13 protein-coding genes are annotated in these 13055 nt (G+C 64.6%); 9 read left to right on the forward strand and 4 right to left on the reverse strand.

The genetic code is table 11. The features are described 5' to 3' along the window. Positions 1-13 precede the first annotated feature (13 nt). From CEY11_RS07375 to CEY11_RS07385, 3 genes are all read right to left on the reverse strand, one after another. Positions 14-934: a hydroxyacid dehydrogenase gene (locus CEY11_RS07375; protein WP_088602681.1), complete on the reverse strand. Its 921-nt coding sequence runs from the start codon at positions 932-934 to the stop codon at positions 14-16. Beyond that, a complete protein-coding gene (locus CEY11_RS07380; protein WP_088602682.1) occupies positions 931-1620 on the reverse strand; it encodes an RraA family protein in 690 nt (229 codons plus the stop codon). Before CEY11_RS07380 ends, CEY11_RS07375 begins: the two co-directional genes overlap by 4 nt. Before the next feature lie 77 nt (positions 1621-1697). After that, the gene (locus CEY11_RS07385) at positions 1698-2672 is read right to left on the reverse strand and encodes a Bug family tripartite tricarboxylate transporter substrate binding protein (RefSeq protein WP_158215227.1); all 975 of its coding nucleotides are present in this window, start codon (positions 2670-2672) and stop codon (positions 1698-1700) included. 202 nt (positions 2673-2874) lie between these two features. Here CEY11_RS07385 and CEY11_RS07390 point away from each other — a divergent pair, with 202 nt between their 5' ends. Together CEY11_RS07390 and CEY11_RS07395 are read left to right on the forward strand one after the other, a co-directional pair. Continuing rightward, positions 2875-3081, forward strand: coding sequence for a SlyX family protein (locus CEY11_RS07390; protein WP_088602684.1), 207 nt, complete (start codon positions 2875-2877; stop codon positions 3079-3081). A gap of 31 nt (positions 3082-3112) precedes the next feature. Further along, complete coding sequence (locus CEY11_RS07395) at positions 3113-4270, forward strand: ATP-grasp domain-containing protein (RefSeq protein WP_088602685.1); 1158 nt, start codon at positions 3113-3115, stop codon at positions 4268-4270. Between the two features lie 54 nt (positions 4271-4324). Here the strand turns inward: CEY11_RS07395 and panB are convergent, their stop codons facing one another. Next, the gene (panB, locus tag CEY11_RS07400; protein ID WP_088602686.1) at positions 4325-5149 is read right to left on the reverse strand and encodes a 3-methyl-2-oxobutanoate hydroxymethyltransferase; all 825 of its coding nucleotides are present in this window, start codon (positions 5147-5149) and stop codon (positions 4325-4327) included. A gap of 198 nt (positions 5150-5347) precedes the next feature. Here panB and CEY11_RS07405 point away from each other — a divergent pair, with 198 nt between their 5' ends. The 7 genes from CEY11_RS07405 (at position 5348) to CEY11_RS07435 (ending at position 13035) form a co-directional block, all read left to right on the forward strand. Next, positions 5348-6187 carry an aldo/keto reductase gene (locus CEY11_RS07405; RefSeq protein ID WP_088602687.1) on the forward strand — a complete coding sequence of 280 codons (840 nt, stop codon included), beginning with the start codon at positions 5348-5350 and terminating at the stop codon, positions 6185-6187. A 162-nt stretch (positions 6188-6349) separates the two neighbouring features. Further along, the gene (gene prpF, locus CEY11_RS07410; protein WP_088602688.1) at positions 6350-7534 is read left to right on the forward strand and encodes a 2-methylaconitate cis-trans isomerase PrpF; all 1185 of its coding nucleotides are present in this window, start codon (positions 6350-6352) and stop codon (positions 7532-7534) included. Between the two features lie 244 nt (positions 7535-7778). Then, complete coding sequence (locus tag CEY11_RS07415; protein ID WP_088602689.1) at positions 7779-8732, forward strand: Bug family tripartite tricarboxylate transporter substrate binding protein; 954 nt, start codon at positions 7779-7781, stop codon at positions 8730-8732. Positions 8733-8824: 92 nt separating this feature from the next. Then, a complete protein-coding gene (locus tag CEY11_RS07420) occupies positions 8825-9157 on the forward strand; it encodes an EthD family reductase (protein ID WP_158215228.1) in 333 nt (110 codons plus the stop codon). A 144-nt stretch (positions 9158-9301) separates the two neighbouring features. Further along, entirely contained in the window at positions 9302-10360 is a 1059-nt protein-coding gene (locus tag CEY11_RS07425) for a LysR family transcriptional regulator (RefSeq protein ID WP_088602691.1), read from the forward strand. Continuing rightward, a complete protein-coding gene (locus CEY11_RS07430) occupies positions 10357-11781 on the forward strand; it encodes a flavin-containing monooxygenase (RefSeq protein ID WP_088602692.1) in 1425 nt (474 codons plus the stop codon). Before CEY11_RS07425 ends, CEY11_RS07430 begins: the two co-directional genes overlap by 4 nt. A gap of 63 nt (positions 11782-11844) precedes the next feature. Continuing rightward, positions 11845-13035, forward strand: coding sequence for a CMD domain-containing protein (locus CEY11_RS07435; RefSeq protein ID WP_088602693.1), 1191 nt, complete (start codon positions 11845-11847; stop codon positions 13033-13035). Positions 13036-13055 lie beyond the last annotated feature (20 nt).

Here is a 13055-nt window from a genome sequence, read left to right on the forward strand (position 1 = left end):
CTTTCCGGGCGAGTCAGGCCAGCTGGCTCAGCAGGTTGCGCGCGGCCGCCACGCCCATGTTGACGTAGGCGTCTTGCGTGACCCCGCCGATATGCGGGCTGAGCAAGATCTTTTCTTCCTTGAAGAAGGGGTGCGTGGCGGGCGGCGGCTCTTGCTGGAAGCTGTCCAGGGCCGCCGCCCCGACGCGGCCGTTATGCACCGCGGCCAGCAGGGCGTCTTCGTCGATCAGGCCGCCGCGCGCGGTGTTGACGATGATGATCCCTGGCTTGCACTGATCCAGCGTCTGCGCGTTGATCAGATTGCGGTTTTCCGCCGTCAGGGGGCAGTGCAGCGAGATGATGTCGGCGGCACGCCATATTTCGTCCAGGCCCGCCAGGCGCACGTAGTCCGGAGCCTGTTTTGCATAGGGGTCGTAGGCGATGACGTTCAGCTCCATGGCATGGGCGATCAGGGCTGTGCGCGCGCCTATGGCGCCCAGGCCGATCAGGCCCAGGGTGCGTCCGCGCAGTTCTATGCTTTTGTGGCTGGCCTTGTCCCAATGCCCGGCATGCATGCGGCTGTTCATCTTCACTACCGACTTGGCGCAGGCCAGCATCAAGGTTATGGCGTGTTCCGCCACCGCCGCGGCGTTCACGCCCACTGCCGCGCAAACCGCGACCTTGTGCGCTTTGGCCGCCTGGCTGTCGATGGTGTCGATGCCGCTGCCGTGCTTGGAGATGACTTTCAATGAACGGCCCGCATCGATGGCCGCGGCACTGATCCTGCCGTAGCGCACGATGATGCCGACCGGGTCGTGCTTCTTGATCAATGCCAGGATGTCGCTTTCCTGGGGGCGGGGCCCCGCAAACACCACGTCGAAATCCTTGAGCAGATCCAGGGCCTGCGGGGCAAGGTCTGCCGCCGTGACCAGGATCGCCTGCTTGTTGCCATTCATAGTGTTTCGCCGTCCTTCAGCACACCAGCCTGAACCAGCGTGGCGAGCAGCCAGGGCGCGCCCAGGTCGCCGCTCTTGATGGCCGCGATGCGCTTGGCCTCGGCGTCCACCTTCTTCTGCGCGAGCACCAGGATTTCCTCGACATTTTCCTTGGGCACGACGACCACGCCGTCGGCATCGCCGACGATCAGGTCACCGGGGTTCACCGTGGTGCCGGCCAGCGTCACCGGCCAGTTCACGCGGCCGCTCAAGGCCTTGGTCGGCCCATTGGGGTTGGTGCCCACCGAGAAAACGGGAAAGGTGCCTTCGGCGATTTCCGCCGAGTCGCGGGCCGCGGCATCGATCACGAAGCCGGCCAGGCCCTTGGCCTGGGCCTGCGTGGACATGATGGTGCCGCACAGCGCGGACGACGTATCGCCCTTGCCTTCGACGACGATCACGTCGCCGGGTTCGGCCAGGGCCAGGGCCGCATGGAACATCAGGTTGTCGCCTGGCCGCACCTCGACCGTGAAAGCCGGCCCCGCGACCTTCATGGAGGGATGCAGCGGCTTGATGCGCCCGCCCAGCGCGCCGCGGCGTCCGCCCACGTCGGCCAGGATGGCGGCCTGGAATTGGCTGGCGCGCTTGACCAGGTCGGCGGAAACGCGCTCTATGTCTTTGCGTATGAAAGGAAGATTTTTCGTCATGATGGGTGAGGCTCCGGAGGTTTTGAGGGCGGCGCGCCGAGCATCAGTGCACGATGCTGCGGACGGCGCCCGGGGGTTCAGTGGGCAAGCGTGATGTGGGCCTGCTTGATGAGATCGGCCCACATGTCATAGTCGGCATGCAGCCGTTTCGTGAAATCGGCGGAAGAGCCGCCCAGCGTGGCCGCGCCCTGCGCCTGCATCTGTTTCACGAAGGCGGGATCCTGGACGGCTTTGTTGATTGCCTGGTTCAAGGCCGCGCATATGTCGCTGGAGGTTTTGGCGGGCACGAGAATGCCGAACCAGGTCGTGGCGTTGAAGCCCTTGTAGCCGGACTCGTCGATCGTGGGCACGTCGGGCAGCACCGATACACGGCTTTGCGAGGTCACGCCCAGGGCCTTGATCTGCCCTGCCTTGATGGAGCCCAGCAGAGTGGGAATGGACGAGATGTAGGCCTGCAGCTGGTTGCCGATCAAAGCCGGCAGGCCGTCGGATGCGCCTTTGTAGGGAACATTGGTGACCTTGATGTCGGCGGTGCGCTCGAATAGTACGGTGGTCAGGTGCGCTACGGTTCCTATGCCGGGCAGGCCTATGTTCATGCTATTGGCGGGCGCCGTGTGTACGGCCTTGGCGAATTCCGCGACGTTGTCGTACTTGGCCGATTTGGGCGCCACCATCACCAGCGGCGACTCGGCGACCAGGCTGATGGGCGCGAAGCTCTTGAACGGGTCGTAGGGCAGGCCCTTGTGCAGCGTGGGATTGATGGCGAGATTGCTGGTCTGCCCCAGCACCCAGGTGTAGCCGTCGGGAGGTGCCTTGGCGGCGGCCGCCACGCCGATGTCGCCGCCGGCGCCCGCGCGGTTGTCGACGATGATGTTCCAGCCGTTTTGCTGGGACAGCGTTTTGGCCAGTTCGCGGGCGATCAGGTCGGTGCCGCCGCCCGGCGGGAAGGGCACGATCAGCTTGATGGGATGGTTGGGATAGCCCGCCGCCAGCGCCGAGGCGCAGAACAGTGCCGTGGCCAGCGTGCTGGCGCATTTCGTTATGAGTTTCATGTTTCCTCCCGGGGGTATGCGGATTTTGTGTCGAGGGTGTTCAGGTCTGCGCATACTAGCCATAAATTTCATAGTACGCACTAGCGTTGCGTCAAATGAAATTTATTGCAGGATGGAAAACGCGGCAATGAAAGCGGCCGGGCGTGGTGGCGCGGCCGGCATTAAAATGAAAGCTTCCCAGTCTCTTTGAGGATCGCGCCGCATGACTGTCGAAGAGCGCTTGATCGAAATCGAAATCAAGCTCACGCGCCAGGAAGATCTGACGCAAGAGCTGAACCAGCTCGTGTATCAGCAGCAGAAGCAGCTCGACGAACTCAGGGCGTTCTGCGCCAGGCTGGCCAGGCAGGCCGAAGATCTCGCCGATGACGGCTCGGCCCCGTCGGCGAACGAAAAGCCGCCGCATTATTGAGCCACGGCATCGGAACAGGGGATGGGACGCGATGACCAGCGATTTCTCCAGCAACGACAGATGGCCGCCAGCCGGCCCGGTGGCGGTACTTTTCGAGGCTATCGAGGCGCCCGCAATTGGCAATGTGCACCGGCCGGTCAAGCGCGGCGGCTACGCCGATAGCGGCGCCGACATTGCTTTTGCGCTGCGCGCGGCGGACGTGCAGGTGTGCACGCCGGTGCCCCAGCCGGCCCCCGGCGCGGATGCGGACTGGGTCTACCCGGATTCGGCCGAAGGCATACAGGCCGCGCTGGACGCCGGCGCCCGCGTGCTGTGGGCCAATACGGTGCTGTTCAAAGAGCATCCGCTGGAATCCTTTCTGAAACAGGCGCGCATCGTCGGCCAGTTGCCCGAGCGCGTGCAGGCCTACGACGACAAATGGGTCGCCAACGAACTGCTGCGCCGCCATGGCCTGCCGGTGGCGCCTTCGGTATTGGTGGGCAGCGACGATCCGCGCCAGACCTATGCCATAGAGGCCTTATCCGAATCGGAACTGGCCGCGCACGGCTTGCATTTCCCGCTGGTGGTCAAGCCGCTGCGCGGACGCGGCAGCCAGGGGGTGTTCCGGGTCGATACAATGGCTGCACTGCGCGCGCGCTTCGATCAGATCATGAAGGCCAGCGAGATCTTCCACGGCGACCTGGTGCCGGTCTTCGACCGTTCGGTCATTGTCGAGCAGTTCCTGCCCGGCGACGAGCTGGCCGTCGCCGTGATGCCGCCAGGCACCTATCGCATGGGTGAACAACTGCAAAAGATGTCGTCGCACTGGGGCCTGCCGGCGGTGCAGCGCAGCCGCCACGAAGACGGTGTGGCACCCTACGACGACGCCGAGCCGCTGGCCGCCAACAGCAAGCCTCTGGACAAGGACGCGCTGCAGCAGCCGGCCTTGCGCAGGCTGCTGCAGCAATGCGCGCAGGCCGCGGCGCTGGTCGATTCGCGCGCGCCGATACGCATCGACTGCAGGGCCGGCAAGGACGGCAAGTATTATTTGTTCGACCTGAACATGAAGCCCAACCTCACCGGGCCGGGGCGCCCCGACCGCGACAATCGCGACAGCCTGATCGCCATGGCCGCCAGGGCGGCCGGGTGGTCGTACACCGATCTGCTGCTGAATATGCTGGCCCAATCCTGGGCGCCGGGGCAGCGCTAGCCGCGGCGGCGGCGCGCCGCTCTTGGGGCGGCCAGCCCGGCGGCCGCTCCAGGTTTATGGCTTCTTCGCGCCAAAGCAGTTTTCCAGGCCGGGGAACGAGCCGTCGCGCACGCTGTTGGCGTATTGTTCGACCGCCCCGCGTATCACCGCGCCCACGTCGGCGAACTGGCGTGCGAACTTGGGTATGCGCGCGCCGCTCAGGCCCAGCATGTCTTCGGTGACCAGGATCTGCCCGTCGCAGTCGGGCGATGCGCCTATGCCTATGGTCGGTATCTGCAGCGTCTGGGTGATGCGCCGCGCCAGCGCTTCGGCCACGCCCTCGAGCACTATGCCGAAGGCGCCGGCCTGTTCATGCGCGACGGCGTCCTGCAAGATCCGTTCTGCCGCCGCGTCATTCATGCCCTGGGCCTTGAAGCCGCCCATGGTGTGCACATACTGCGGCATGAGCCCGACGTGCGCCAGCACCGGCACGCCGCGCTCCACCAGGAAGCGCGTGGTCTCGGCCATGACCGCGCCGCCCTCCATCTTGACGCCGTCGGCGCCGCTGGCCGCCAGCGCCCGCGCGGCGTTGGCGTAGGCCTGCTGCGGCGATTCCTGGTAGCTGCCGAAAGGCAGGTCGACGATCACGCAGGCCTTGGCGGTCGAACGCACCACCGCCGCGGCGTGCGCGGCCATTTGTTCGAGGGTGATCGACAGGGTGTCGGGCAGGCCGTAGCCCACCATGGCGGTGGAGTCGCCTATCAGGATCATGTCCAGATAATCGTCCAGCAGGCGCGCAAATGGTGCCGTGTAGGCGGTCAGGCAGGCGAGCTTGCGCTGGCCCTTGCAGGCCACCAGCTGCGGCACGCTGGTGCGTTTGATGTCGGTATGTACGCTCATGTTTACCGGTGCTCCTTGTGTGTTTTCGCGAGTGCTTTTTGTGTGTATTGCGGCGCCGCTCTTGCCGTCCGCGGCCATGGATCCGGCCTGGGTATTGTTATTGTGTGAGCAATTGTGCGGGTGCAGCAAATGCTCTTTTAACATACGTATAATCAATTGGTAGCCGTTCAACAGGCCCCAGGGATCGGGAGTTCAGCCATGTCCACTACGCAGAACGCAGTCAAATTCCATGATGGTCGCAGCGCGCCCCAGCTCGGGCTGGGTGTCTGGCAGGTCGCGGACGACATTACCGCCGACGTGGTCGGCACGGCCCTGAAAGAAGGCTATCGCCTGGTCGATACCGCCGCCATCTACGGCAACGAGAAGGGGGTGGGGCGCGGCATTGCCGATTCCGGCGTGGCGCGCGAAGAGCTGTTCATCACCACCAAGCTGTGGAATGACAAGCACGGGCACGACAGCACGCCCCTGGCCTTGCAGGAAAGCCTGGAGCGTCTCGGCCTGGATTACGTGGATCTCTATCTGATCCACTGGCCGGTGCCGGCGCAGAAGCGCTACGTACAGGCTTGGGAAGCCATGCTCGGCCTGCGCGATGAAGGCCGCGCCCGCTCCATCGGCGTGTCCAATTTCACTGTCAGTCATCTGCAGCGCCTGCTGGACGAAACCGGGGTGCTGCCGGTGGTCAACCAGATCGAGCTGCATCCGCGCTTTCAGCAGGCGGAACTGCGCGAGTTCCACGCCGAGCACGGCATCCAGACCCAGGCCTGGAGCCCGCTGGGGCGCGGCGCGCTGTGGGAAGATCCGGTGCTTGCGGGCATCGCGCTCAAGTATGGCCGCTCGGTGGCGCAGGTGATGATCCGCTGGCACATACAACTGGGCAATATGGTAATCCCGAAGTCGGTGACGCCAGCCCGCATCCGCGAGAATTTCCAGGTCTACGATTTTGCGCTGGACGACGCCGATATGGCGGCCATCGCCACGCTGGATCGCGTCGACGGCCGCAGCGGCCCGGATCCCGAAACCTTCGGCATGTCCAAATAACCATGGCCGGGAAGGGGCGCGGCGCTTCGCGCGTGCAGCGCCGCGGGTGGCGGGCAGGGTGGCAGCGGGCTGCGGCTGTGAGTTGAAGCTTCGAGTGGCGATTCTTCATCTATTATTTGTCAACGGCTGGTTCTTTGCCGGCCTACCACGGACGCCCGAAAAATGACTACGCAACGCCAGACCCGCATCCCCGCCCTGTACATGCGCGGCGGCACCAGCAAGGGCGTGTTTTTCCTGCCCGACGACCTGCCGACCGACCCCGCCAGGCGCGATGCGGTGCTGCTGCGCGTAATAGGCAGCCCCGATCCGTACGAAAAGCAGATCGACGGCATGGGAGGCGCCGCGTCCAGCACCAGCAAGGTGGTCATAATCGGCAAGAGCGATCGGCCCGATTGCGACGTCGACTACCTGTTCGGCCAGGTCGCCATCGACCGCCCGCTGGTCGACTGGAGCGGCAACTGCGGCAACCTGACCGCGGCCGTCGGGCCGTTTGCCATACACCGGGGCCTGGTGCAGGCGCCGCGCGACGGCGTGGCCCGCGTCACCATCTGGCAGGCCAACATCGGCAAGAAGATTGTGGCGCACGTGCCCATGCGCGACGGCCAGGTGCAAGAGCTGGGCGACTTCGTGCTGGACGGCGTCACCTTCCCGGCGGCCGAGATCCGGCTCGAATTCCTCGACCCGGGCGCCGATGCCGGCGAAGATGGCGGCGCCGGCGGCTCGGCTACGTTTCCCACCGGCAAGCGTATCGACGAACTGGACGTCCCCGGTGTCGGCAAGCTGCGCGCGACGCTGATCAATGCGGGCAATCCAGGCGTGTTCCTGGCGGCGGCCGATCTGGGCCTGGCCGGCACCGAAGCGCCTGCTGAACTCGCCCGGGACGCGGCGCTGCTGGCGCGCCTGGAGGCCATACGCGCCCATGCCGCAGTGGCCATGGGGCTGGCGGAAAGCGCCGAATACGCCACCAGCCATCGGCAGCACACACCCAAATTGGCGTATTTCGCGGCGGCGGCGCCCTATGTCGCCAGCAGCGGCAAGGCGGTGGGCGCCGAAGACATAGACCTGCTGGCGCGCATCATCTCCATGGGCAAGCCGCACCACGCCATGACGGGCACGGGGGCGGTCGGCATCGCGGCCGCCGCTGCCATTCCCGGCACGATCGTCAGCGAAGTATTGGGTGGAACCCGCGACACCGTCTGCTTCGGCCACCCCTCGGGCGTGCTGCGGGTCGGGGCCGAAGCGCGCGAAGAGGGCGGCAACTGGATCGTGACCAAGGTCTCCATGAGCCGCAGCGCCCGGCGCCTGATGGAAGGCCACGTGTATGTGCCCCAGAAGCTGCTGGACTGACGGCGGCGGGCGGCGCGGCAAGGTGTTGCGAGCCTGTAAGTGTAGGCGCTAGGAAGGATATCCCGGCGATCCTTTGTTGACACCGATGCTCCGAGTATTGTCATTGCTCTGCTATGTTAATAGGTCATAAGTTCAATCTATTTGTTTTTATGCTCCAGAGGCTATAGAATCCGAGGCAAGACTCACTACAACCAGCGGAGGCAAGGTGCTTAACGGTTCTTATTGGAAGCGGACAGGTCAGTCAATGTGGCGGCATGTATTTGCCGTATTTCTGGTGTTGTATATGCCTGCGCTATCTGCGCACCCATGGCCGGATCACCCGATCAAGTACGTGGTGCCGTTCCCGCCTGGCGGGGCTACGGACATCATCAGCCGACAGGTGGCCGCCCAATTGCAGGAAAAACTGCACGAATCAGTTGTCGTGGAAAATGTTGGCGGCGCGGGTGGCGCGATCGGTGTCGGCCGCCTCGCCCGTTCCAGCAACGATGGCTACACGATTGGGTTAGGGAATTCGGGGACGCTGACCATGGCGCCGTACCTGCAAAAGGTTGCGTATGATCCCGCCAAAGACTTCACGCCTATTTCCATGTTGACCGAATATTCGAACGTGTTGGTCGTCGGCAAGGCCTTGAACGTGAAATCATTGGACGAGTTCCTGGCTTTGGCCCGCAGCCGGGAAAAAAGCCTGACTTATGGCTCGGCGGGTAACGGATCCAGCAACCACATGACCAGCTTGTTATTTGCCAAGCGTGCAGGTGTCAAGTTTTTGCATATCCCGTATAAAGGCAATAACCCCGCGCTGATGGCCGTGATCTCCGGAGAGATCGACTGGATGTTCGCTACGATTTCCGAGATCAAGCCATTTTTGCAGTCGGGGCAATTGATTCCTTTGGGGGTTTCCAGCCTAAAGCCTGATCCGCTGTTGCCCGGAGTACCTCCTATCAGCAAGACCTTGTCCGGTTTCGATGTCGTGGGCTTCATGGGCTTGTTCGGGCCCAGAAATGTACCGACCCAGGCCGCTGACAAGCTGACCAAGGCGGTGGCCGAAGTTTTGACGGATCCGAAAACGATCGAAAAATTCGCCTCGATGGGGATGACCGCACGTCCCAGCTCGCAGGCCGAACTCGCCGAGCGCGTCGAGAAAGACGGCCGGCTGTGGAAATCCGTTATCGACGAAAGCCAGATCAAAGTCAATTAGTCTGAACAGGCCCTGATGCAACGCAAGCGGCCCAATTCGTAATCCGGAAGGAAATTATGACGCCAACAGCAAGTTCCCCGACCAAACAGAAGATGGTCAAACGCATATCGCTCCTGACACGCAAAGAAGGCATGTCCAGGGAAGAGTTTCTAACACACTGGAATGACCATTTGCCTATCTCGCACGATGTTCCGGGCCTGCGCCGTTATGTCTTGTGCCACATCATCGAAGAGCCGCAGCGCGCGGATGTGCCCGTGCGTTGGGAACTGGGCGAGGTGGATGGTATTGCGGAAACCTGGTTCGACAGCCAGGAGGCCACTCAGGAAGCCTTCAGCTCTCCGGAAGGGCGGCGTTGGCTGGCCCACGGGGCAACTTTCATCGGCCGGCAAAAAACGTTTGTCGTAGAGGAAGAAGTCGTCATCTAGCCGGCTCGAGCCAGCTTTTGGGGATGTCGTCACGCATCAGGCCGCATCAATCCTGGAAGATTGATGCCCTGCGCCAAGACTTGCCAAAAAAATTCTGAAAATGCATAATTTATATCAATAAATTCTATTTCAGAATAAACCTGCATGGAAATCCGACAGCTCGAAGCGTTCGCCGCGGTGCTCTCTACGGGCAGCGTGACCGCCGCGGGGCGGCTGCTCGACCGCTCTCAGCCGGTCATCAGCCGCCAGGTGCAGGAACTCGAGCACGAGCTGGGGTTCACGCTGTTCGAACGCACGCGCCCGGCCGTTACGCTGACCGAGCAGGGACGCCAGTTCCATGAAGAAATGCAGCATGTGCTGGCCGGCCTGCAGCAGCTCGACCAGCGTTCGCGCGAAATCGCCCTGGGGCGGGCCCGGCCGCTGAAAATCGTTGCCACCTATGCCTTGGGCGCGGGGCTGTTGCCGGGCGCTTTGGCCGAGGCCGAAGCGGCGGCCGGGGCGGCACCGGCAACCTCGCCAACGCAGGCAACCTCGCCAACGCGGGCGGCACGCGCTGCCGTTGCGCCGGGTTTGCTTGCCGGCCGCAAGATCCTCGTCGACAGCCTGGCGCCTGAACACGTGGCCAAGACGATCGCCACCGGCCAGGCGGCGCTGGGCCTGAGTAGCCTGCCCATCGATCTGCGCCGCTGCCGGCTGCACTGGTCGGGCGAGGCGCCCTGCGTGCTGGCGCTGCCCGAATCGCATCCGCTGGCTGCGCGCGCCAGCGTGGCGATTGCGGAATTGCGCGACATGCCCGTCATTACCATGTCCAGCCGCAACCGCTTGCGCCATCGCTTGTCCACCGCCCTGTTCGGGCGCGGCGCGGCGCCGGTGCGGCGCCACATCGAAACCAACTCCACGCTCAATGCCCTGGCGCTGGTGCGCGCCGGCCTGGGGGTGGCGCTGGTCGAACCGTTCACCGGCTACGGCATGCCGCTGTCCGGTGTGGTGCTGCGCCCCATGGATGCCGCCGTGCCGTTCGTCATGGGCGTCATCACACACGAAGACCAGGCGCCGGACGCTGCCGTCTCGGCGCTCATCGAAACACTCAAGCACCAGGCCGAGCTGTACATTCCAGGCTTCCGGCTCAATAGCGCGAACCGCAACCGCGCGCTGCTGAACTCGCATCACGAATCCGCCATCGAGGATATTGCTCTGTTATGACCACCCCACCCGCATTCGACCTGCAGGCGCTCGAAGAGCGCCTGGCCCAGGATCTCGCCTGGCTGGAGCTGCCGGCCAAGCCCTGGGTGCCGCCCGCCGAATTCAATGGCCGTCCCGCGCTGGACGTGGCCATCGTCGGCGGCGGCATGGCGGGGCTGGCGGCCGCCGTGGCCTTGAAGAATCTGGGCATCAGAGTGTGCAACTTCGACCAGTCTCCCGAGGGCTATGAAGGCCCCTGGGCCACCACGGCGCGCATGGAAACCTTGCGCTCGCCCAAGCAGCTCACAGGCCCGGCGATGGGTCTGCCGGCGCTGACCTTCCATGCTTGGTTCGAGGCCCAGTTCGGCAGGCAGGCCTGGGAAGAGCTGGACAAGATCCCGCGCCTGCAATGGATGGATTACCTGCGCTGGTACCGGCGCGTGATGAATGTCGATATCCGCAACCAGCATCGCGTGAACCAGATCCTACCGCATGCCGACTACGTCGAGTTGCGCATCGATGCGCCCGCCGGCCCGCAGACCGTGTACGCGCGCCGCCTGGTGCTAGCCACCGGCCGCGCCGGCCTGGGCGGCGCCTATATTCCGGCATTCATGCGCGATGTGCCGCGGCATTACTGGGCGCATTCTTCCGACGAAATGGACTACGGCCGGCTGCGCGGCCTGCGCGTGGGCGTGGTGGGCGCCGGCGCTTCGGCCATGGACAGCGCCGCCACCGCGCTGGAGCACGGCGCGGCCAGCGTCGACCTGCTGATACGCCGCGCCGACATCCCCCGCATCAACAAGGGCAAGGGCGCGGGCAGTCCGGGCTTCACCCACGGCTATGTCGCGCTGCCCGACGACTGGAAGTGGCGCATCCGCCACTACATCAATGAACAGCAAGTGCCGCCGCCGCGCGGCAGCACGCTGCGCGTCTCGCGCCACGACAATGCCCGCTTCAACCTGGACAGCCCGGTGCTGTCGGTGCAGGAAGCCGATGGCCACTTGCAGGTGCGCACGCCGCGCAAGACCTTCGAGCTGGATTTCCTGATCCTGTCCACGGGCTTCATGATCGACCTGAGCGGGCGGCCCGAATATGCGGCCATCGCCCCGCACATTCGCGTCTGGGGCGACCGCTACCAGCCGGCCGCCGGCCAGGAAGACGCAGAGCTGACGAGTTCGCCGGACGTCGGGCCCGCTTTCGAATTCCAGCCCAAGCCGGGGCACGATCTGCCGGGCCTGTCGCGCGTGCACTGCTTCTGCTATCCGGCTACGCTGGTGCACGGCCAGGTGTCGGGCGACATTCCCGCCATCAGCGATGGCGCCGAACGCCTGGCCCGCGGTATCGTCGGGCTGCTGTACCAGGAAAACATCGAACAGCAGTACGAAGCCATGCAGGCCTTCAGTGAGCCCGAAGTATTCGGCGACGAATGGCAGGCTGCCTGACGCGTTTGCCATCGAGGCGATGATCCGGGGGTCGGCACGGCCCCGTTTGCAAAGAGGAAGAACATGGTGACTACGGAACAAGCCCAGGCTGGCGCCGACGTGATCGATCATATCGTCGGGCTGCGGCCGGGCATGGCGCTGTACGCGACGCGGCATGCGCGCGACAAGGTGGCGGTGGCCACGCAGAAAAGCTATGAGCTGTTCTTCGGGCCCCAGCTCGGCGGCCTGGCGTTGCGGGACAGGCTGGCGGTGGCCTATTGCGCCTGCGTACTGTCCAAGGCCGCGGCCCTGGGCGCGCATTATCGGCAAGCCCTGGCCGCGCAACAGGGCGGCGCTGCGCTGGCCGATGCACTGCAGGCCGGCAGCATCGACACCATCGAACCGGCGCGGCTGCGCGCCATGCTGGCCTTCACCAAAAAGCTGATAGAAAAGCCCGTCGAAGGCGATGCCGCGGCGCTTAAGGCGCTGCAGGCCGCAGGCATCTCTACGCCGGACATCGTGGCCCTGGCGCAGCTGGTGGCCTTTCTTTCGTACCAGCTGCGATCGGTCGCGGGCCTGCAGGCCATGCAGGCCGAAGAGCAGGGCGCCGCAAACAGCGCCGAGGCGGCCGCGGTGCCGCGCCAGGCGGATATCGCGCCAGTGGCGCCGCAGCGCGACGGCACGCCCACGGGCAAGCCCGTCAAGAGCCACGGCTTCACCAATGAAAGCCTGGAATGGAAAGCCTGGCTGGATGTGCTCGACCTGGATCGCGCCACGCCCGAGCAATTGGCGGTGCTGGAGATGAGCCATCCCAAGGCCAAGCAGTCGGACTACTACCGCTTTCTGGCACATCAGCCGGAGGTGCTCAAGCAGCGTTCCGAGGCCTACAACGCCATCATGTATGCGCCCGGCGGCCTGGCGCGCGCCGACCGTGAACTGGGCGCCCTGACGGTATCGCGCATCAACGGCTGCGTCTATTGCGCCTCGGTGCATGCGCAGCGTTTCGAGCAGCTTGCCAAGCGCAACGACACCGTCCAGCAGGTGTTCGACGACCCGCGCAGCGCCGGCACCACCGACCGCGAGCGCGCCGTCGCGCATTTCGCCGTGCAGATGACCGAAGATCCCTCCGGGCTCGGGCCCCAGGCCATACAGGCGCTCAAGACGGTAGGCATGAACGACGCCGAAGTCCTGGATCTGATCCACGCCGTGGCAATCTTCGGCTGGGCCAATCGCCTGATGCTGAACCTGGGCGAGCCGGTGTTTCCGGCGGCCTGATCGGGGGAAATCCAATCCCT

Origin of the sequence: Candidimonas nitroreducens (assembly GCF_002209565.1) — a bacterium.
Classification (GTDB): Bacteria; Pseudomonadota; Gammaproteobacteria; order Burkholderiales; family Burkholderiaceae_B; genus Candidimonas; species Candidimonas nitroreducens.

Coding starts and splice junctions, on each gene's coding strand:
- CEY11_RS07375 (WP_088602681.1), bottom strand. CDS start 934: ATGAATGGCAACAAGCAGGCGATCCTGGTCACGGCGGCAGACCTTGCC.
- CEY11_RS07380 (WP_088602682.1), bottom strand. CDS start 1,620: ATGACGAAAAATCTTCCTTTCATACGCAAAGACATAGAGCGCGTTTCC.
- CEY11_RS07385 (WP_158215227.1), bottom strand. CDS start 2,672: ATGAAACTCATAACGAAATGCGCCAGCACGCTGGCCACGGCACTGTTC.
- CEY11_RS07390 (WP_088602684.1), top strand. CDS start 2,875: ATGACTGTCGAAGAGCGCTTGATCGAAATCGAAATCAAGCTCACGCGC.
- CEY11_RS07395 (WP_088602685.1), top strand. CDS start 3,113: ATGACCAGCGATTTCTCCAGCAACGACAGATGGCCGCCAGCCGGCCCG.
- panB (WP_088602686.1), bottom strand. CDS start 5,149: ATGAGCGTACATACCGACATCAAACGCACCAGCGTGCCGCAGCTGGTG.
- CEY11_RS07405 (WP_088602687.1), top strand. CDS start 5,348: ATGTCCACTACGCAGAACGCAGTCAAATTCCATGATGGTCGCAGCGCG.
- prpF (WP_088602688.1), top strand. CDS start 6,350: ATGACTACGCAACGCCAGACCCGCATCCCCGCCCTGTACATGCGCGGC.
- CEY11_RS07415 (WP_088602689.1), top strand. CDS start 7,779: ATGTGGCGGCATGTATTTGCCGTATTTCTGGTGTTGTATATGCCTGCG.
- CEY11_RS07420 (WP_158215228.1), top strand. CDS start 8,825: ATGGTCAAACGCATATCGCTCCTGACACGCAAAGAAGGCATGTCCAGG.
- CEY11_RS07425 (WP_088602691.1), top strand. CDS start 9,302: ATGGAAATCCGACAGCTCGAAGCGTTCGCCGCGGTGCTCTCTACGGGC.
- CEY11_RS07430 (WP_088602692.1), top strand. CDS start 10,357: ATGACCACCCCACCCGCATTCGACCTGCAGGCGCTCGAAGAGCGCCTG.
- CEY11_RS07435 (WP_088602693.1), top strand. CDS start 11,845: ATGGTGACTACGGAACAAGCCCAGGCTGGCGCCGACGTGATCGATCAT.